At 49.5% G+C, this 20,172-nt stretch carries 18 protein-coding genes and 1 pseudogene; 7 read left to right on the top strand and 12 right to left on the bottom strand.

Annotated elements, in window-relative coordinates; translation table 11 throughout:
- Nucleotides 1–40: 40 nt before the first annotated feature.
- On the bottom strand, nucleotides 41–3,256 hold the full coding sequence (locus MUG84_RS13915) for an efflux RND transporter permease subunit (RefSeq protein WP_244725649.1): 3,216 nt from the start codon (nucleotides 3,254–3,256) through the stop codon (nucleotides 41–43).
- Between the two features lie 76 nt (nucleotides 3,257–3,332).
- The gene (locus tag MUG84_RS13910; RefSeq protein ID WP_244725648.1) at nucleotides 3,333–4,253 is read right to left on the bottom strand and encodes a TetR/AcrR family transcriptional regulator; all 921 of its coding nucleotides are present in this window, start codon (nucleotides 4,251–4,253) and stop codon (nucleotides 3,333–3,335) included.
- A gap of 465 nt (nucleotides 4,254–4,718) precedes the next feature.
- Here MUG84_RS13910 and MUG84_RS13905 point away from each other — a divergent pair, with 465 nt between their 5' ends.
- The gene (locus tag MUG84_RS13905; protein WP_244725647.1) at nucleotides 4,719–5,534 is read left to right on the top strand and encodes an imm11 family protein; all 816 of its coding nucleotides are present in this window, start codon (nucleotides 4,719–4,721) and stop codon (nucleotides 5,532–5,534) included.
- Nucleotides 5,535–5,596: 62 nt separating this feature from the next.
- Here the strand turns inward: MUG84_RS13905 and MUG84_RS13900 are convergent, their stop codons facing one another.
- From MUG84_RS13900 to MUG84_RS13890, 3 genes are read right to left on the bottom strand one after another with little or no spacing between them, the layout of a single operon-like run.
- Nucleotides 5,597–5,911 (bottom strand): DMT family transporter, encoded by a 315-nt coding sequence (locus tag MUG84_RS13900; protein WP_244725646.1) that lies wholly within the window; start codon nucleotides 5,909–5,911, stop codon nucleotides 5,597–5,599.
- Complete coding sequence (locus tag MUG84_RS13895) at nucleotides 5,911–6,258, bottom strand: DMT family transporter (protein ID WP_244725645.1); 348 nt, start codon at nucleotides 6,256–6,258, stop codon at nucleotides 5,911–5,913. The genes MUG84_RS13900 and MUG84_RS13895 overlap by 1 nt, the downstream gene beginning before the upstream one ends.
- Before the next feature lie 14 nt (nucleotides 6,259–6,272).
- Complete coding sequence (locus MUG84_RS13890) at nucleotides 6,273–6,872, bottom strand: TetR/AcrR family transcriptional regulator (protein WP_244725644.1); 600 nt, start codon at nucleotides 6,870–6,872, stop codon at nucleotides 6,273–6,275.
- Nucleotides 6,873–7,116: 244 nt separating this feature from the next.
- Between MUG84_RS13890 and cls the strand changes: the two genes are divergently transcribed.
- The 3 genes from cls to ychF all read left to right on the top strand — a co-directional run bounded on the left by cls (nucleotide 7,117) and on the right by ychF (nucleotide 11,118).
- Nucleotides 7,117–8,622 (top strand): cardiolipin synthase, encoded by a 1,506-nt coding sequence (cls, locus tag MUG84_RS13885; RefSeq protein ID WP_244725643.1) that lies wholly within the window; start codon nucleotides 7,117–7,119, stop codon nucleotides 8,620–8,622.
- 111 nt (nucleotides 8,623–8,733) lie between these two features.
- Nucleotides 8,734–9,807 carry a type 2 isopentenyl-diphosphate Delta-isomerase gene (gene fni, locus MUG84_RS13880; protein ID WP_244725642.1) on the top strand — a complete coding sequence of 358 codons (1,074 nt, stop codon included), beginning with the start codon at nucleotides 8,734–8,736 and terminating at the stop codon, nucleotides 9,805–9,807.
- A gap of 210 nt (nucleotides 9,808–10,017) precedes the next feature.
- On the top strand, nucleotides 10,018–11,118 hold the full coding sequence (ychF, locus tag MUG84_RS13875; RefSeq protein ID WP_244725641.1) for a redox-regulated ATPase YchF: 1,101 nt from the start codon (nucleotides 10,018–10,020) through the stop codon (nucleotides 11,116–11,118).
- 63 nt (nucleotides 11,119–11,181) lie between these two features.
- Here the strand turns inward: ychF and MUG84_RS13870 are convergent, their stop codons facing one another.
- The 7 genes and pseudogenes from MUG84_RS13870 to MUG84_RS13840 all read right to left on the bottom strand — a co-directional run bounded on the left by MUG84_RS13870 (nucleotide 11,182) and on the right by MUG84_RS13840 (nucleotide 16,264).
- A complete protein-coding gene (locus MUG84_RS13870; RefSeq protein ID WP_244725640.1) occupies nucleotides 11,182–11,670 on the bottom strand; it encodes an HXXEE domain-containing protein in 489 nt (162 codons plus the stop codon).
- On the bottom strand, nucleotides 11,667–12,272 hold the full coding sequence (locus MUG84_RS13865; protein WP_244725639.1) for a TetR/AcrR family transcriptional regulator: 606 nt from the start codon (nucleotides 12,270–12,272) through the stop codon (nucleotides 11,667–11,669). The genes MUG84_RS13870 and MUG84_RS13865 overlap by 4 nt, the downstream gene beginning before the upstream one ends.
- Before the next feature lie 312 nt (nucleotides 12,273–12,584).
- Nucleotides 12,585–13,615 (bottom strand): annotated as a pseudogene (locus MUG84_RS13860) (alpha/beta fold hydrolase).
- 39 nt (nucleotides 13,616–13,654) lie between these two features.
- A complete protein-coding gene (locus MUG84_RS13855) occupies nucleotides 13,655–14,764 on the bottom strand; it encodes a DUF4097 family beta strand repeat-containing protein (RefSeq protein WP_244725638.1) in 1,110 nt (369 codons plus the stop codon).
- On the bottom strand, nucleotides 14,761–15,282 hold the full coding sequence (locus MUG84_RS13850) for a hypothetical protein (RefSeq protein ID WP_244725637.1): 522 nt from the start codon (nucleotides 15,280–15,282) through the stop codon (nucleotides 14,761–14,763). Before MUG84_RS13850 ends, MUG84_RS13855 begins: the two co-directional genes overlap by 4 nt.
- The gene (locus tag MUG84_RS13845) at nucleotides 15,279–15,701 is read right to left on the bottom strand and encodes a zf-HC2 domain-containing protein (RefSeq protein ID WP_244725636.1); all 423 of its coding nucleotides are present in this window, start codon (nucleotides 15,699–15,701) and stop codon (nucleotides 15,279–15,281) included. Before MUG84_RS13845 ends, MUG84_RS13850 begins: the two co-directional genes overlap by 4 nt.
- Nucleotides 15,698–16,264, bottom strand: coding sequence for an RNA polymerase sigma factor (locus MUG84_RS13840; protein ID WP_244725635.1), 567 nt, complete (start codon nucleotides 16,262–16,264; stop codon nucleotides 15,698–15,700). The genes MUG84_RS13845 and MUG84_RS13840 overlap by 4 nt, the downstream gene beginning before the upstream one ends.
- A 552-nt stretch (nucleotides 16,265–16,816) precedes the next feature.
- Here MUG84_RS13840 and prfA point away from each other — a divergent pair.
- The 3 genes from prfA to MUG84_RS13825 all read left to right on the top strand — a co-directional run bounded on the left by prfA (nucleotide 16,817) and on the right by MUG84_RS13825 (nucleotide 20,145).
- A complete protein-coding gene (gene prfA, locus MUG84_RS13835; protein ID WP_244725634.1) occupies nucleotides 16,817–17,884 on the top strand; it encodes a peptide chain release factor 1 in 1,068 nt (355 codons plus the stop codon).
- 25 nt (nucleotides 17,885–17,909) lie between these two features.
- Entirely contained in the window at nucleotides 17,910–18,830 is a 921-nt protein-coding gene (gene prmC / locus MUG84_RS13830) for a peptide chain release factor N(5)-glutamine methyltransferase (protein WP_244726072.1), read from the top strand.
- Between the two features lie 85 nt (nucleotides 18,831–18,915).
- Complete coding sequence (locus MUG84_RS13825) at nucleotides 18,916–20,145, top strand: FtsW/RodA/SpoVE family cell cycle protein (protein WP_244725633.1); 1,230 nt, start codon at nucleotides 18,916–18,918, stop codon at nucleotides 20,143–20,145.
- The last annotated feature ends 27 nt before the right edge of the window (nucleotides 20,146–20,172 follow it).

Below are 20,172 nucleotides of genomic sequence, written 5' to 3'. Positions count from 1 at the left end.
AGGAACGCGTCCTTTTGTTTTGCAAGCCAATCTTCAAATCTTAATCTTCCACTTTCGGTCTGCGGAACTTCATCAGGAATTCGTACACAACCGGTACGATGACGAGTGTCAGCAGCGTGGAACTGATCAGACCGCCGATAACAGTAATACCGAGGCCTTTGGAGATGATCCCCGCACTGTTTTCAAGTCCGCTTACGAGCGGCAGCAGAGCTCCTATGGTTGCCAGAGCGGTCATCAGGATCGGGCGCAGACGGGTTGCGCCTGCTTCGAGCAGTGCTTCACGCGTCGACAAGCCTTCGCGTTCCTTGTGAATGGCGCGGTCGATCAGAACGATCGCATTCGTAACGACGATACCGATCAGCATCAGCGCACCCATGAGAGAGGAAACGTCGAGCGGTTCTCCGGCAATCCATAGGCCGACGAGCGCACCGATAATGGAGAACGGCAGGGAGAACAGGATCGCAAATGGCGCAAGACCGCCGCCAAAGGTTACGACGAGCACGAAATACACGATCGCGATGGCAGCTGCCATGGCAAGGCCGAGCTGAGTAAAGGTGTCATTAATCTGCTCGGTTGTTCCGCCGAATTTAATCTCTACACCGTCAGGCTTATTGATTGTATCGATTTGCTTTTGCAGATCGGATGAAGCCTTACCTACATTCGATGTTAAGATGTCGGCTGTTACGTTCACGACCATTTTACCATCCGTGCGTGTAATGGTATCCGGGGAAGTTCCCTTCTCAACCTTGGCCACATCCTTGATCGGCACTTCCATACCCAGTGGAGAAGTGATCGTTTCATTCGAAATATCATCCACACTCTTATATACCTTGTTGTCCGCTTCAACATATACCTTGTAATCCTTGCCATCGACCTTGACCTCTGTCAATACCGGGCGTTCCCGTACTGGACTGAGCTTCATGGCAATCTGACCTGCGGTGAGCCCCAGCGAGCTCAGCTTTTGCTGATCAGCGACAATGGTGTACTGGTCATAGGTTTTGGACAGGCTGGTTGTGGCATTTTCAAAATCTTTCGTGTCGGCTTGAACGAGCTTCAGAATCTGATCCGACACCGGCTTGATGTCATCCAGGCTGTTGCCGAATACGCTGACGCTGAGTTTGCTTCCACCCATACCGCCGGTCATATCCATCATTTTCCATTCACCTTTGGTGACCTGTTTCTGCAGTCCTTCGACCAAATTCTTCTTCACGTCTTCAAAATCTTTAGTGTCTTGCTTGTATTCAACGTAGAAGACTCCGGAGTTAGGGGATCCACCCATCGGGTTGCCGCTTCCCCCTATGGAGTACTGCATTTTATCCACGTCTGGCTGCCCGAGAATATATTTTTCGGCATCCAGCGCACGCTGCTCAACGGTTTCAAGCTGGGCTCCCGGCTCTGGAGTGTAGGTTACCATCACATATTTGTCTTCCTGTTCCGGCATGAATCTGGTACCAATGAGCGGTGTCAGGAAGAGACTCGAAACGAGCAGGATGACTGCCAGTCCAAAGGTGATCAGCTTATGGGACAGCGCCCAATTCAGGATACGCTGATAGCCGAGGGCCATTTTACCCGGTTTGTCGTGATCTTGCTTTTTAGATGGTTTGACGCCTTTTTTGAACAGAGAATGCGCGAGCATCGGCACGAGGGTAATCGCAATCAGCAGAGAAGCCGACAGGGCGAAGACGATCGTGAGCGCAAACGGCATAAACATCTCGCCGACCATACCGCTGACGAAAGCAAGCGGCAGGAAAACGGCAATCGTTACGATGGTTGAAGACATGATCGGCAAGAACATTTCGCGTGTTGCTTCACGAACCAGCTCACGGCCGCGCAGCTTCTCCCCGCCGCTGGTCATCCGTCTATAAATATTCTCGATTACGACGATGGAGTCATCGACCACCCGCCCAATGGCTACCGTCATCGCGCCCAAGGTCATCATGTTCAATGTGATGTCCATTCTCCACAGAATCAGAAGAGCGATCAGCAGGGAGATCGGGATGGACAAAATCGAGATGATGGTGGAGCGGATGTTTCTCAGGAAGATCAGGATGATGAGGACGGCGAACAATGCGCCGAATACGGCTTTGCTCATCATCGTAGATACGGAATCTTCGATCGGCTTGCCTTGGTCGAGCATTACGGTCAGGTTCATGCCCTGGAACTCGCCTTCGAGTTCCTTAGCCTTATCCTTAACGGCATTGACGATATCTACGGTGTTGGCATCGTTATCCTTAATGATCTGCAGACCGATAGATTGTTTACCATTCGTACGGGATACGGATTCCGCATTACCGACGACCTGGATATCCGCGATATCGCTAAGTTTCACGGTCGGAATGCCGGCTGGAATGCCGGCTGGAATGCCTTGAGCAGCGCTGCTTTGTACGGCTGCACCGCCGGCTGTACCTGCTTTCGAGCTTGGGGCAGCCCCTGGGGCGCCTGTTTCCATTCCGGCTGCGCCGGCAGGGGAACCTTGACCTTGAGCTCCACCGGAAGCTGCTCCTCCCGCATTAGGAACAACAGGGATCGCCAGGTTCTTCAAATCATCCAGGGTGATGATATTCCCGTCCACCACAACGGCTTTGGAGGATTGGTCCAGGTTGAAGAGTCCTAATGGAACACGGATGGAAGAGCCTTGAATAATACCCTTGACTGTATCCTCAGAAAGTCCGAGCTGAGCCATCTTTTCCTTATTGAACTTCAGTTGTACTTCTTTGACATATTGACCCGAAATGGAAACGGAAGCTACGCCAGGAATCTTTTCGAGAGCAGGTTCGACCTGGTTCTCGACTGTTTGGGTCAGCTTCTCCAGATCGCCCGAGTCATCAGAGGCACTAAGCGATACGACAGGGAAGGAACTCATGCTGAATTTTGTGATGGTAGGTTTCTGAACTCCTTCAGGCAAGGTCACCTCATTCAGTGCTTCGCGGACAGCCGCGGTTGCCTGGTCCAGATCCGTTCCGTAGTCGAATTCCAATGCAATGTTGGCGGCGTTCTCCATCGAGGTGGAGTTAACGGTCTTCACGCCGTCCACATTACGCAGCCTTTGCTCGAGCGGAATGGTTACATCCTGTACGACGCCCTCGGGGGCCGCTCCGGGATAGACTGCGGTAACACTCAGGAACGGAACGTTAATGTTCGGTATCGTTTCCTGCTTCATCGACAGGCCGCTGTACAGCCCGGCTACGGCAACGATGACCGTCAGAATCCAGATGGCAAATTTATTGTTAAGTGAAAAATTAATAATACCTTTCATTTGGCAGGTTTCTACTCCTCTCTATACCTTTCGAATTGCGGATGATATGCACTTTGGCAAAATCTCTAAAATACGTTCAAGTACGGTCAGTTCTTGAGTTCACATACAGCTGGTAAATTTCCTTCAGTTCTTCGCTAAGCGGCGATAGCTCTGGAATTTGCTCCAGATTGCTCATCATTCCCGATAGAATGGCTTTACGCGGCTCGATGTCCAGCAGTTCCTTCTCAATAATCTGAATGGATTCGAGGGCAAATTCACGACTCGCTTCATCCATGGAGATCTCTTTGAGAAGGTCCTTCATCTGCTTGGTGACCATCAGCGGATGCCGCGTGCGATCGGGATTCTCCATATACTTCTCCATCCATTGTGACCAGATCTCCGTGGAGATCAGCGGCTCCCTGCGTTCGCGAAGCGTGCTTGCGACTACGTCATCCAGCAAGGTGATCAGATGCTCGGCCATTCTGCGCACATTCAGCGGCAGTCCCGGAACCATCAGCGTGCGGACATATCCGCCGAGCATTCCGGTAACGAACATGGTAAGATCCATGGTATGAGGCTGAATTTCCTGCCCGTAGATCATAACCAGTTTGTTGTGGAACCAATGCAGCCTGTGGATATGCTTTTCGCGGATGCATTCGTTCAGCCCGGGCATTTTGCCGCTTGTGTGCTGATCGCGCAGCTGCATGATGACGAATTCACGCAGCTCGACCAGGCGGTTTAGAAGAACTTCGACCTGCTTGTGAAGTTGCTCTTTAGGAGTTAGAAGATGCTCCTGCTCCACCTGCATGATACTGTCACGGACCATTCCTTCACAGTAAAGATAAATGCTTTTCTCAAGCTCTTCCTTGGACTTGAAATGCAAATAAAGGCTCCCTTTGGACATCCCGCAGTATTCTGCGATTTCCTGCATGGAGGTAGAGGAGATCCCTTTGGTGGAAAACAGCTGCAGGGCAGTCTTCAGGATCTGTTTCTTTTTGTCCGCCAGTTTCTCAGACAATTGAACATTCACTCCTTTCTGAACGCTTCGGTTCTCATTTTGACCGCGTAGTCAGAATGATTATATTACAAAAGCTGGGATGGATTCAAATCGAGCAGTGATGAGGATTGTTAGAGAGGAAAAACAACTAAAAAACCGCCTGAAAGCAGGCGGCTTACGCAAAAGTACATACGAAGGCAATAGACTTTGAATTCTCGTTGGAACACCGAAGGCGATTATGCTGAGGATCTTATTCTGTAGTTTTCAACAGCTGCCCTTATGGAAGACTGTAATGCTTTAAGTTTCGGAGGATTTTTGATCGAAAAATAGAAATTAGGAATATAAGCAAGTAAAGTGAGACTTAAATTCACATCATCTTAAGGGGAATCGTGACGAAATTTTAGATGTTTTAAATGAGATTAGAAACGACTTATTGACTGGTAAAATTGAAATAGGTAACACAAGTAAATGAAACGGAGGAATAATATGAAAGTTTACCGATGGATTAACAATGAAAATGTTATGATACTAAGATATAAAAATGATTTGGACAATGATCATCCCATATTTACTAGTTTTAATGGAGATTCTGTGTTAGGTTCATGGACTCCCTTTGAACTTATTACGTTTTATAAAAAAAAATACAAGGATATTCCTTTGTATGATTCTGGAATGCCCGTAGTTTCTAGACGAGTTAGAGATATCATTGAACCGTACGTAGCAAACGAAGTGGAGTTCCTGCCATTAATTCACGAAGAATTAGAATTATACATGATTAACGTAACAAATATCATAGATTGCGTAGATTACGATCGCTCGGAAGTTCTTCTTTCTGTAGGGAAAATGGCCGGATTCACAAAAATTGTGTTTGATTTTTCTAAAATACCCTCAGAAACATATCTTTTTAAAATTAGGGAAATGGCAGAAACTAAAGTTTTTCTTACACAGGCATTTAAAGAAATAATTGAAAGCCATAAGATAAAGGATTTGGATTTCTCGGATGATTACGACTCGAAATTTACTAAAGAAATGCAAATACAACAACAACAGCAGTACGAGGCAGCTCTGACTGTTTTAGAAAACTATCAAGGTCATGAATTCTCCTATGAAGAAGCCATAAGTAAGATTGATGCTGCACTCGCGGTAGAGACCGGAAAATGGAGGATGCAGCGCGATGAAAAAGGAAGGCTTTGGTTGGGACAACTGAAACCAGACCTAAATTATTTGTGGATGCGGCCTATGTATATTCCACCTATGCTACTTGGTTATCGGTGGCATGAGATTGAACGATCAATTATATAGCAGAAAATGGCGGCTAAGGGATAAACACCAGTGCCGCCATTCTATCTCAATCAAAACATGAATTAAGAAATTAATTTAAGACCTACGGCCGAGCCGAGAATCATCGTGATGAACAGTATTCGCCGCCATTCCTTTGGCTCACCGAACAGGAGCATACCTACGACCGTACTGCCGACGGTTCCAATACCGGTCCATACGGCGTACGCCGTACCCATAGGCAGGGTTTTCATCGCATAGGATAGAAGGGAGAAGCTGGCGGCGAAGGACGCGAGCATGAGCGCATAGGCGGACCAGCCTTTCTTTTGCGTGACGCCCTTAATACCGATGACCCCGAAAATTTCACATAATCCTGCAAGTACAATTGCTGCCCAAGCCATTACGCATCCGCTCCTTTCTCGTTTGTAGCTTCATCTGCCGTAATCAGCTTCAGCCCGATGACACCTGCCAGCAAAATGAGAATGAGCAGGGTTTTCGACCAGCGGAAAGGCTCGCCGAAGAACAGCATTTCCGTTACGACAGTGCCCGCTGTCCCAAGGCCCGTGAATACTGCATAGACCGTACCCACAGGCAGATGTTTGGATGCTTCGATAATAAGATAAAAGCTTACGACAATAGCAAGTATCGTCAATAACCATTCCAGGACGTTGCTCGAGTACTTCAGGCCCGATACCCAGAGCACCTCCATAACGCCCCCTAAAATGACGTATAACCAATGCCGATTCATGATATTTTCCTCCTTTATTGTCCCTTGCGGGCTTCTACCGCTTGTATGCCGGCCCAATAAATGGGCCATGAGGCTTTCAGCCTTCGCTGTGCTCCCGGCAGACCGCCGTATACCATTTCGACCAGGACGCCGTCGGCCAGCGTCATGTATGCGACAGCGGCATCTACCGACTCTTCGATCTGCAGCGAACCTTCCGCCTTTGCCTGCTCCATCAGCTGGACAACCCGTTTTTCCATTGAATCGAGAAAAGGATTAATCATCGCCATCACCTCATCGTAAAGGGAAGAAGGCGGGAAAAATGCCATCCGGAGCACGAACTTGCTCTCGCTGCTGCGGGTATATTCCTCCTGAAGGAATTCAAGCAGCCCGGACAAGCGATTTTCGAGCGGCTGTTCCCTGCGACTGACGATATAGCGGGTGATCCGCCGCTTTTCTTCCTTAAGCGCATTTTTGAGCGTGCTCAGGAACAGATCATCTTTGCCTTTGAAATGGGCGTATATGGAAGGCTTCTTGATTCCAACGGCTTCGGCTATTTTTTGCAGAGAGGCTCCTTCATAACCCTCCTGGGCAAAATGAGTCAGCGCGGTATCTAAAAGCATGCGTTTTGCATTCATAAATATCGCCTCCGTTTCAACTACCTAACGGTCGTTAGGTAATATCTTTTCACAAAAATATATTCCTGTCAAGCGATTTAAAGGAGGTTTGGGTTAGGCCTGACGCTTGTCTTCTGTGAGAAGTTATCAGAAGGACGTTTTTTTCGCAGGGATCATATAGGAAGTTTGCTTCCATTCATGTAGAATATAGTAGCTTGTTGCAAGAGAATTGGCATTGCTAGATAAGATAGAAGTGAGGGAAGATATGAGAAAGGTAATACAGGCTGTGCTTGTGGGCGCGCTATTATTTGTTTTATATTATTTCAGCTTTGGATTGTTCGGTAAAACGGCGGGTACCATCGTCAGTATTTTCTCCACCATGACGGTCGTATCGCTCGGATTTATGATTTTTATGGAAAACAGAAACCCCTCCTCGACCATGGCCTGGATTCTGCTGCTGGCGCTGATGCCAGTTGTGGGATTGTTTTTATATTTATTGTTCGGGCAAAACTACTTCAAACGCCGCAAGTTCAACAAGAAAGCCGAACAGGATTTGAAAATCTACGAGAGGCTGGAAGAGGGGGGTGTACGTATCCACCAGGACCTATCGGGATTCAGCCCGATGCAGCAGATGCTGCTGAGGCTCTCACAGAAGCTTGCGCGGACACCGATTTCCTTTTCGAGCGAGACCAAGATCCTGACGAATGGAAAAGAGACCTTTTCAACTCTGCTGGAGGAGCTGCAGAAGGCGAAGCATCATATTCATATGGAATATTACATTTACCGCGCTGACGATATCGGGACCCGGATTCAACAGATCTTGATTGAAAAAGCCAAGGCCGGTGTTCGTGTGCGGTTTATGTATGATGCCTGGGGGAGCATGCAGCTGCCCAAATCGTTTTTGCAGGAGATGTCGGATGCGGGAGTCCAGGTCGTCGCCTATGGCAGCTCGAGGGCCTATTTCCTGTCGAGGGTGAATTTCCGTAATCACCGCAAAATTGTCGTCATTGACGGCAACGTTGGCTTTATCGGCGGATTGAACGTCGGTGACGAGTACTTAAGCCGCAGCTCCACCTACGGGTTCTGGCGTGATACGCATATGTCCGTTAAAGGGGAGGCTGTCAGGACGCTCCAAATTATTTTTCTTCAGGACTGGAATTATATGACGGGCGAAAAGGTGCTGGAGGCCGAATACCTGTCACCGCTTCTGTCCGAGCGCAGCAATGGAGCCGTGCAGATTATTCCGAGCGGGCCGGACAATGACCGCCGCGCGCTCAAAAATATCTTTTTCTCCATGATTACTTCCGCTCAGAAATCAGTATGGCTGGCTACGCCGTATTTCATTCCGGATGATGATATTCTGACCTCCCTGCGCGTTGCCGCCATGTCGGGCCTGGATGTGCGCATCCTGTTCCCGGCCAAACCGGATAAATGGCTGCCCTTTCTGGCGTCCCATTCCTATTTCCCGGCGCTGCTCGATGTCGGCGTCAAAATTTATGAATATGAAAAAGGCTTTCTGCATTCCAAGCTGCTGATCATCGATGGAGAGGTAGCAACGATTGGCACGGCCAATATGGACATGCGCAGCTTCCACCTGAATTTTGAGGTGAATGCTCTGCTGGTGCAGACGGATAGTGTTCAGCGCATCGTCTCCGATTTTGAGCGCGACCTGAAATCGACCAAGCAGATTATGCCTGATAGCTTTATGAAAAAAAGAATCTCCGAGCGCTTCATGGAGTCGCTTGCCCGGCTGATGTCCCCGCTTCTGTAGAAGGCAGACTTGCAGGTGAATATATCGATGCACATAAGGTATAATATATTTTTCAAGATTATCGAACGGACTGCAGTTTGAGTACAATCGCTGCGGGAAAGGGGTCATATCATGAGCGGAAAAGATGCTTATAGCCAGTCGCTGCTGCCGGAAGTGCCGACAGGTGAACGGAAAATAGAACATGTGCGGTTGTGTCTGAATGAAGAGGTGGGCAGCGTTGGTGTGACATCAGGACTGGAAAAATACCGTTTCCGCCACAATGCCCTGCCGGAAACGGACTTCAACGACATTTCCCTTGAAACCTGTTTTCTTGGAATGAAGGTGCGGACCCCTCTGCTGATTAGCTCGATGACTGGCGGCAGCGAAGCTACCGGAGCGATCAATGAACGGCTGGCTGCAGCGGCAGAAGAGCGGGGCTGGGCGATGGGGATTGGATCCGTGCGTGCGGCGGTGGAGAAGGAAGAGCTGGCTTCAACGTTCCATGTGCGTAAGCATGCGCCGACGATTCCCGTGATTGCTAATCTCGGTGCGGTTCAACTGAACTATGGCTTCGGCGCGGATGAATGCCGACGTGCTGTTGATATTGCCGGTGCGGACCTGCTGGTGCTTCACTTAAACGGGCTGCAGGAGCTGTTCCAGCCTGGGGGTAATACCAATTTCAGCGGCTTGCTATCCCGGATTGAGCAGGTGTGCCAGCAGATTCATGTTCCCGTCGGCGTGAAAGAAGTCGGCTGGGGAATCGACGGCGAGACGGCAGCGAGACTGTTCCGTGCAGGCGTGGATTTCGTAGACGTGGCCGGAGCCGGAGGCACCTCATGGAGCCAGGTTGAAAAGTTCCGCAGCAAGGACCCGGTGCGCCGGGCTGCGGCGGAGGCTTTTGCCGGCTGGGGAATTCCAACGGCGGAATGCATTACGGAGGTCAGGAAGGTATCGCATCAAGCGGGGGTGATTGGCAGCGGCGGCCTGGAAAATGGTGTCGATGCAGCCAAAGTGCTTGCGCTCGGTGCAGATATGGCCGGATATGGCCGCAGCTTGCTTGGTCCAGCGGTGAAGTCGGAGGACGCGCTGCATGCTGCACTTGCCCAGGTGGAATTTGAGCTGCGCGGGGCAATGTTTGGCATCGGGGCAGGTAATATCGCAGTCCTGCGGGGAACCACAAGGTTGGTACGGAGCCTGTCGTCGTAATCGTTAGAGCCTTCAGCCCCATGAAAACGGGAACTGGAGGCTTTTTTGTGTCCGCTGCCTAAGGAGGTCTTTATCTTGATGACCCCAAGGTTCTAATATATAATGGGTAGGACTCAAGAGGCGCTGGCCTCCGGTTTAAGGCATATATCTATGAATACAGCTAGCACAGGCTTTTAGCCCATTCTAATATGAAATAGGAGTGTCATATCCATGGCTTTGAAAGCAGGTATCGTGGGGCTGCCGAACGTAGGCAAATCCACTTTGTTTAATGCGATTACACAGGCGGGTGCGGAATCCGCCAACTATCCGTTTTGTACGATTGATCCGAATGTCGGCGTGGTTGAGGTTCCGGACGAGCGTCTGGACAAGCTAACCGAGCTGGTACAGCCGAATAAAACCGTTCCAACCGCCTTTGAATTCGTGGACATCGCGGGCCTAGTCCGTGGTGCGAGCAAAGGTGAAGGACTCGGAAACAAGTTTCTTGCCCATATTCGCGAAGTAGATGCTATTGTACACGTGGTAAGATGCTTCGAAGACGAGAACATCACACACGTCGATGGTAAGGTGAACCCTGTCAGCGACATCCAGACGATTAACCTGGAGCTGATTCTTGCCGATCTGGAGAGCGTGGACAAGCGCATCGATCGTTCCCGCAAGAACATGAAGGGCGGCAATAAGCAGTATGAACAGGAAGTGGCAGTGCTTGAACGCGTGAAAGAAGCTCTCTACAACGATCAGCCTGCACGCAGTGTAGAGCTGTCGGATGATGAGAAGGCTATCGTGCGCGACCTGCATTTGCTGACGTTGAAGCCTGTTCTCTATGCGGCTAATGTCAGCGAGGAAGAAGTGGCTGATGCCGACAACAATCCGTATGTGCAGCAGGTCAGAGACTTCGCTGCTGCGGAAAATGCTGAAGTGGTACCGATCAGCGCCAAGGTAGAGGCTGAAATCGCCGAGCTTGAAGGCGAAGACAAAGCGATGTTCCTGGAGGAGCTCGGTCTCGAGGAATCCGGTCTGAACCGCCTGATCAAAGCGGCATACCGCCTGCTGGGCCTGTACACATACTTCACAGCCGGTGTACAGGAAGTCCGTGCATGGACGATCCGCAAGGGAACCAAGGCCCCACAGGCAGCGGGCGTGATCCACACCGACTTCGAGCGCGGCTTTATCCGTGCTGAAGTGGTATCCTATGAGGATCTCCTTGCCGCTGGCTCCATGAACGTGGCCAAAGAGCGCGGCCAGCTCCGCCTCGAAGGCAAAGAATACGTTGTTGCAGACGGCGATGTTATGCATTTCCGTTTTAATGTGTAATTTTCATATAAATAGCAAAGGGCTACCTCACAATGGGTAGCCCTTTTCCTTATCTTCAAGCTTCTAATAAGTTATGAGTTTCTTGCCTACCTTGAAGCTAAGTGGGATGCTTGCCATAATTACAGCTGCAGCAACGATGATGCTAGCAATCAATTGAGTTGCTGTAATTGTGTTTGTATCAAGCCCCGTCTTGATGATTAAACTATGAACCGGGATGATGACTAGAACTCCAGTGAATAGGCCGGGTGAATAACAACGCTCAATAATTGTAGAGATGAGGTGCGGGAAAATAACATTGATGATCATACAGCCTACATAGCCAAAATAGGCATACTTAAAAAAATGAATGTCCGGGAAAAATAGGTAGAGGGCAGTAATCAAGTACGCCAGACCCGTTACCCAAAATAAGCCGAACAGAAATTGATCTTGAGACACCGGTTTGTGCATCTTTACCTTCCCCGCTGCGGAAGATTGTCTGGTTAACCATACCGCTTCCTCTAAGTTGTGAATGGTAAAAGCGAACAAAAAGAGTATAATGATCGAACTGCTCATACGGTATTCCTCCTTAATCCGTTTAAAATGAAATGAATGGTATTTGCGGCGATGTCTTCCGCACAATCCGCATTTTCCTGCTCGTTTACTGATGATTCGAACAAGTCATCGAGTGCAGGTACATTTCTGGTGAAAATGAGCGCTCCGATGATGAAATGAAGCGTCTGCTTCAGTGAAGCAAAATGGAAACATCCCTGTTCTTTACCTGCTTCTAAAATATTGCGAAGCTGCTTCCAAAGCGTGTATATGTACGTTTGCAATTTCTCCATGCGCGGGCTTTGCATAATGATTTCTTGCTGCAGCAAATTGATAAGCTCAGGTTCGGCCAGACGAAGCTGAACAAATTCATGGATGAAATGCTTCAAATCAGCTTCAGGATCTTTTAATTCATAGCTTGTGCTTAGAAATCTAGGGACCGACGATTCGAACAACGCATAGAATACATTTTCCTTGCCTCCAAAATGGTACGAAACAAGCGCAAGCGCCACTCCTGCCTCTTCACAAATTTGCCGCACGGTAGTTCCCTCGAATCCGCCTCGTGCGAACAATTTTTTCGCTGCTTCCAATATCTTCACTTTCACGTCTTTAGTCTCTTGTTTCATACAAGCCCTCCTGCAATGTTAGCCACTCGATGTCCATCACAGACCTATTCTTCAAAATGACTTATTGAATATTTATTTTGAACGGTTGTTTTGAACAAATGTTCAAAACGATGCAAGTTCATCTTACTCCGCCAATATGGTCATGTCAAGAAAAGGAAAAATGCAGGGGATGGGTGCATGGTGTTTGGACACTATAGGAGTGGATGTGTTTATTGTAAAGGGGGCGTATGTTGACCTCGTAGCAAAAAATCGGGCTATCAAGATTCAATATCTTGATAGCCCATGCTTCTATGAAAGTACATCGATAGACTTCTATTTTACAAATGAATCCACCATCCACTTTGAGAATTTTTCTTTTTCTTCAAATTGCGGATAATGAGCGGATTGGTTGTACGTTATAAATTCCTTTTGTTTTGCATCAATCTGATCAAAGTATGTTTTGGCTGCTTTAGCGGAAGTCATGTAATCGTATTTTCCCATGATGAAATACACCGGTAAATCTAGTTTTGTAACGATCGTAGGCAGAGGTTTTTTAATGCTTGCCCTATTAAAACTTCTTGTGCATAGGATACGCTACTGTAATAACGGATACGGTCTAATAAGTTATATTCCGGTCCGTACAATAAACCATGATTCATGTCCGCAATATCATCGATCAGTCTTGCAGCACCGCCATATTTTCGAACATAATCGCGTGGAGTATACATAGCGCCGCTTTGAACTTTCCCAGTTAATCCTTGCAAATACTCGGCGTCGGTTGTATTACCGCTCAATTTCGCTTGGTCAATCGTGAAATTCAAAGCATCCATTTCACTTTCTAAGGTATTGGACATCTGTCCGATGCCGATATAAGCTTCATATTTTTCAGGAGCTTGCTTTGCTGCCTGTATGCCAATATATGTTCCAAAGGAATGGCCGACGAGTATGACCTTCTTTTGGTTGAAATGAGCTGATATATAATCCGTCACAGCCAATAAATCTTTTACTAATAGATCTGGTGAAAGGTTGGAATAATCTTCTTCAAAGTGATAGGATTTCCCGCTAACTCTTTGGTCGTAATGGACAATCGTGAAATGTTTCTCCAATTGGTCTTGGTATTTGGTTACATAGGGTATCTCTGAAACACCTGGACCCCCGTGTACAAAAATGACAATCGGATTGTTTTTTTCCTGACCTCGTATCATCAATTCATGACCGGTGCCATTAATTTCGACTTGCTCGAGTACGCTTATACTGTTCGCGCCGTCTATTTTGGGAGTCCATGTGGGAAAAATCAATGCTAATCCAATAAGTAAAATAATAGTTGCTCCCAAATAAAGCAGAACTTTTCTGATCCTTTTGATAGTCTTATCTCTCCCTAGTCTTGTACCTAAAGCTTATTCTTACTCTCCGTAATTCACTTTGATGCTGCCGTTGGATGTAGATAGCTCCACTTTATGAGTTCCATCTCCAAGTGTGGCGCTAGCTTTGTTGTCGCCGCTTTCTTCACTCCACGGAATGTCGCCTTTGATGGACGAGTTGGAGGTTTTTGCTTTGATCACAGCGCTAGTGTTCTCCGGAATGTTGAGCGTGATGCTGCCGTTTGTGCTGCTGCAGGTCCAATCACCACCGATGGCGGAAGTGCTTTTGATGGAACCGTTGGTTGTTTTAGCTGTCAGTGCGCCGGTGATCTGATCCAGCGTAATGGAGCCGTTGGTCGATTTGACCTGAGCCGCTCCGCCGATACCGGTCACATGGACGGAACCATTGGTCGTTGTCGCGGAAACACTGCCTTTAATATTTTCCAAATTAATAGACGAGTTGGTGGTCACGGCCGTAAAACCGGCTTCCAATTCCTTGCCTTTAACTGAGTAATTTTGGGTGTGCACCTCGACTTCTAGGGCTTTCGGTACATCGACGTTCAAATATTCGTCCTCTGAACCCAGTCCGATATGAACGAATGAATCCGGGCTCTCTTCAAGAGAAAGAACGAGCGTGTCTCCAGAGGGGGCGACTTTCCATTTTTCCTTGGCTTTGCTGTCGGCCGCCTCCTGGCTGGAAGCATCCCGGAAGCGGAATTTGCCGTCGTACGACACCTTGGCATCGTCCGTGCCGGTAACATTGACTGTTCCATGATCCACGAGAATTTCTACGCGTTTGATACTGCTGCCGACTTCAGCCGAGCCTTGAACTGCACTTACATATCCTTGATTAAATATGGAGCTCCAATTCGGAATGACCATCTGAACGCCGCTGACGAGCAGCAGCAGAACCAGAATCGTCACGCTTCCTCCGCCAAGGCGTACCCGTTTGTCGGAGTAAATAACGTTGGCCAGCACGACCTCGAGGCCAAGGAGAATCAGCAGTACTGGCCATACATACTTCAATACCTCAAATGTAATCACATGGTTGAACTGCAGCAAAATGATCACACCGATGCCGATCAAACCGATGGCTGTGGTCCACCTGCCTACCTTAACGGTGGGCGGGGTATTGTTAATGGGGGTGTTCATAATATTCCGCTCCCTTTATGATCAGGCTTCTTGAATAAAATCCGCAGGCCATATCCGATCAACGCGACAGCCAGCAGCACGCTTGCCACGTTTCCCTTGAGCAGCCAGTGCCATAGATCGGGGAATATGGTCGTCAGCAGCACCATCACGCCGAAAAGGATGCAGCCGGCACCGATCCATACCGGACTCAGGGTAGTTTCCTTTTGATACCCTCCAAGCGTCATCCAGTCCTGTGCGGTCCAAGGGTAGCCGAAGGTCTCTTGGCCCATCATCATGCGTTCGTGTTCTGCGGCGGCGGCCTTCATCCAGGCTGCCTTTTGCAGCGCGTCAAACATCTGATAGAACCACAGAATCGCCAGCGCGAAAGAGAAAACGAGCGGAATGGATGGGATAAAAATAATACAGGCGCAGGTGCCGATCATAATCTGCAGTCCCTGTTTGGTGAAATTGAGATACAGATGGCCGACCCCGGGAATGATCGCAAACATAAATGTAAGGATTTTACTTTTCTTAATCATCGTTTGCCCTCCTTTAATATATGATCCACGGAACTCGAGAAGATCTCCGTCGCATGCGTAATGCGGTCGCCCAAATGCTCGAAAACACCGAATTGGAACAAGCAAAAAGCTATGCAAGCCGCAAGACCGAAATGGGCGATCATGACTTTCCGAGAATTATTTGGCTTCATACGCGAAGCCTGGCGTTTATATAGGGGCGGCATCTGCCGGATTTCATTCATGATGTCAGCCGTCATATCGGGACAATCCAGCTCTGAATCAGGCTGCTCCCAGATGCGGGCCATCTCCTGCACTTCCTCAAGCCATACCTGGCACGAAGGACAGGTACGAAGATGCTTTTCAATATAAAGGGAGGATTCGGACGGCAGTTCACCTGCAGCATAAGCTCCCAGCTGGTATTGTATGAATTCGCATTTCATCGTAATTCCTCTCCTTTCTTACGCATCATGGCCCTTGCGCGGTACAGCTGCGATTCCACCGTCTTCGGCGTAATCCCGCGCCTGTCGGCAATTTCCTGATAAGAGCATTGTTCAAAATAGTACATCTGGACAGCCGACCGGTAAGGCTCTGCCAGCTCGTCGACGATCCTTCGGAGCCTGCTGCTCCGTTCTTCGGTTAAAACGATCTGCTCGGGCGTTTCATTCGTCACCCAGTCGTTCTCGGTCACCTCTCCCGGACTCCGCCGTGCCTGCTCGCGCTGATGCGCGCGTTTCCAGTCGAGACATTTACGGACGGCAATCTGGTAGAGCCAGGTGGAGAAGGAGGAATCCTCGCGGAAGGCTGGTAGAGCAGAGTAGGCCTTCATAAAGATATCCTGCGATAAATCTTTGGCCGATACGTCATCGGCGGCTATTTTCAGGCACACATGGTACACCATATTCTGATAACGCTGCACCAAGAATTTATAGGCTTCCGGGTGACCTGCCTTAACGGCCCGGACCCACTGTAACTCTTCCAGTCTTCTCCCCTCCTCCTGTTTCATTTAGTTTGACGGCGCAGCTGAATGTATCCCTGCAGAATATTTTTAAAAAAAAATTTAAATAGCTCAATCTCTTAATTAGTACTTGAAAAGAAGCGAAAGTAGCGAAGGGGACGGAATCGATCTGAAGAAGCGGAAGCGGTCGCCTTTGTCTCTGAATTTATACCATTTTGAAAGACATAATCAAAGAAATTTGGAGACAACAGCGATCGTAAGATCGATCCGTAACCGTAGCGGCCATCTCGCCCAATAACAAAGACTAATTTCAGTATTGAGCTAGTTTAATGGCAGATCCATTATTTTCTATGGAAATCATAAAGGCAAGAACAATCTTCAAAACCGCTAAGGTACGGACTGCATTCCGCAGTTTAATCCTTCAGTAGAGGCATTCCTCGCTGATTTTTAGAACTGGCAAATATGTATATTCCATGATATAATAAAAAGTCGTCTGTCCAATATTAATTAAAATCAAGCATGTTGGTTTTGTGATGGGATAAACGGCGCTTTTCATATTTTAATGACCGAAAGCACTTTAAACAGGAGAGGTGAACCCCCTTGTTGGACCGATTGCAAGCCTTGGCAGACCGCTACGAGAAGCTTAGCGAGCTGCTGTGTGATCCTGATGTTGTAAATGACAGCAAGCGACTTCGGGAATATTCCAAAGAACAATCTGACTTACAGCCTGCATTCGAGGCGTATACTGAATATAAAACTGTAACCGAAGAGCTGGATGCCGCGAAAGTCATGCAGGGTGAAAAGCTCGATGAAGAAATGCGCGAAATGGTGAAAATGGAAATCGAGGAGCTGTCTGCCCGCCAGGTTGAACTCGATGAACGCATTCGCGTGCTGCTGCTTCCGAAGGATCCGAATGATGATAAGAACGTTATTGTGGAAATCCGCGGCGCAGCTGGCGGTGACGAAGCGGCGCTGTTTGCGGCCGACTTGTACCGCATGTATACCCGTTATGCCGATAATCAGGGCTGGCGCGTAGAACTCATGGATGCCAATACGAATGACCTTGGCGGATTTAAAGAGGTTATATTCATGATTAACGGACGCGGCGCGTACAGTAAAATGAAGTACGAAAGCGGCGCGCACCGCGTACAGCGCATTCCGGCGACTGAATCGGGCGGACGGATTCATACATCTACCTCGACCGTGGCCGTTTTGCCTGAAGTTGAGGATCTCGATATCGAAATTCATGACAAGGACATCCGCGTGGATACATTCTGCTCCAGCGGCGCGGGCGGCCAGTCCGTAAACACCACGAAATCGGCTGTTCGTGTAACGCATATCCCGACAGGGATTGTCGCGACCTGCCAGGACGGCAAATCGCAGAACTCGAATAAGGAAAAGGCACTACAGGTGCTTCGCGCCCGGATCTTCGATGTGAAGCGCCAGGAGGAAGAAGCGAAATATGCCGGCGAACGCAAGAGCAAAGTCGGCACCGGTGACCGCAGTGAACGGATCCGCACCTACAACTTCCCGCAAAGCCGTGTGACGGATCACCGCATCGGGCTTACGCTGCACAAGCTGGATCAGGTGATGAACGGTGAAATTGAAGAAATCATCTCCGCGCTGAACATTGCTGAACAAGCGGATATGATGGAAAAAGGGGAATAACGCTTTGTTTGAAACCACTTTTGTGATGTCTCCAAAGCAAACGATACGGGAAGCCTTAATAGAGGCTTCCTCTTTTTTAACGGCATGCGCGGTTACGGAGCCGCAGCGCAGCGCCCAGCTGCTGCTAGAGCATGTGCTCGGGCTTGAAGGAGCCGCCTATTACATGGCGCTTCCCGAACCGTTCCCGGAAGGGCGCAGAGAACTGTGGGAGCAGGCCATTTCGCGCCGTGCTAGCGGGGAGCCTGCGCAGTATATTACCCGGGAGCAGGAGTTCTACGGCATCCCGTTTGAAGTGACACCGGACGTGCTGATTCCACGGCCGGAGACGGAGCTGCTCGTGGAGGCCGTGCTGCAGCAGGCGAAGCGGTTGTGGCCGGAAGGAGCGGCGCCAAGCCTAGGCGCCGCCTCCGGCGAAGACGACGCGCTGCGCCCGCTCGAGTGCGCCGACATCGGCACCGGCAGCGGCGCGATCGCCGTCACGCTGGCGCTGCAGGCCCCGCGCTGGCATGTCCGTGCCAGCGACATCTCGGCAGGCGCGCTGCAGATCGCTGCGCGCAACGCCGCCGCAAACGGCGCCCAGGTTGCCTTCAAGGAAGGCAACCTGCTCGAACCGTTTGCGGGCGAGCGGTTGGACATCATCGTGTCCAACCCGCCGTACATCCCTGCGGCCGACATTGCCGGCCTGCAGCGGGAGGTGCGCGACCATGAGCCGCGCACTGCCCTAGATGGCGGTACGGACGGCCTCGCGCCGTACCGCATCATGATGGAGCAGCTGCCGCTGCTCCAGGATCCGCCCCGGCTCATCGGATTTGAGCTCGGGCAGGGGCAGGCGCAGGACGTCGCAGAGCTCCTGCGCGCCGCAGGCCACTGGGACGAAATTATCATCGTCCCGGACCTGGCCGGGATTGAGCGCCATGTACTTGGCGCCCAGAGCGTGCCGCGTTAATTTTCTTTTGCATCTGGTTTAAACTACAATAGAGATACTTAGGCATTGATTTCGCTGATTCCTGAACGAAATTGGAGGATGCTGCATGCTGCAGAAATTCAAACGGATGGACATGTCCATCATTCTGATCCTGCTCGCGCTCATGGTCTTCAGTCTATTTTCCATCTACAGCGTTACTACAGGCAGGCCGAAGGTCGGACATTACACGGAACGTATGGCTGTATATTATGCAGTCGGCTTCGTGGCCTTTTTGGGTTTCTCGCTGGTCAGCTACAAGCTGCTGATCAAGTATGCCGTATATATTTATCTCTTTGGCCTCATGCTGCTGGTGCTGGTATTGTTCGTCGGCAACGAGTATTACGGAGCCAAGGGCTGGCTAACGCTCCCGGGCGGACTCAGCCTGCAGCCGGCCGAATTGTTCAAATTATTCCTTATCATCTTCCTTTCCTATATGCTATTGCGAAAGCGCAAAAACCACCTTTCCTTCTGGAGTGATGTGGTACCACTTGTGATCGTAACACTGGTACCGTGGGTGCTCGTCATGGCTCAGAACGATCTTGGCAATGCACTCAGCTACTTGATGATCCTGGCCGGACTCCTCTGGATCGGGAATATCAAATTTACACATGCGCTTATCGCATTGGCCGTGGCCGCAGCTGCCATATTCAGCGGCATTCAGGCCTATATCCATTATCATGACCAAGCGGTCAAGCTCATCCGGGACGATCTCGGCAAAAAGCACTGGATCGCGCGTTTTGATCCGTGGCTTGTGCCAGATCTGGCCTCCCGCGATGTCAGCTGGCAGACGTACAATGCGAAGCTGGCCATCGGTTCGGGCGGCATTGAAGGCAAAGGCTATATGAAAGGAACGTCGATCCAGTCCGATCGGATTCCGCTGGCTTATGCCGATTCTATATTCGTACAGGTGGCCGAGGAATACGGATTTATCGGTTCCTCCGTCCTGCTGCTGCTCTACTTCATTCTGATTCACCGGATGGTCCTGATTGCGGCGGATTGCCGCGACCGAGCGGGGCCCTATCTTATTACGGGCATTATCATGATGTTCGTGTACCAGATTTTCGTCAATATCGGAGCCTTTATCGGGCTGATGCCGCTGACCGGCATTACACTTCCTTTTATCAGTTATGGCGGAACTTCGCTGCTCATCAATATGATGAGCGTTGGAATTGTCATGAGCATCTGCATTTATGGACAGGAAGAGGAGGAGCCGTTTCCGCTGTCAGAGAAGCCGGTAGAGGGGAGCTGGTTCAGCAGGACTTTCCAGCGTATCCGTAATGGATTTATCAGGAATTGAATCTGGCATGGCTGTTCCTTTACAATA

It is taken from the genome of Paenibacillus mangrovi, assembly GCF_022898935.1.
In the GTDB taxonomy this organism is placed as follows: Bacteria; Bacillota; Bacilli; order Paenibacillales; family Paenibacillaceae; genus Paenibacillus_AQ; species Paenibacillus_AQ mangrovi.
The sequence above is the reverse complement of the archived record's forward strand: the minus strand, read 5'-3'. Positions and strand labels throughout refer to the sequence as shown.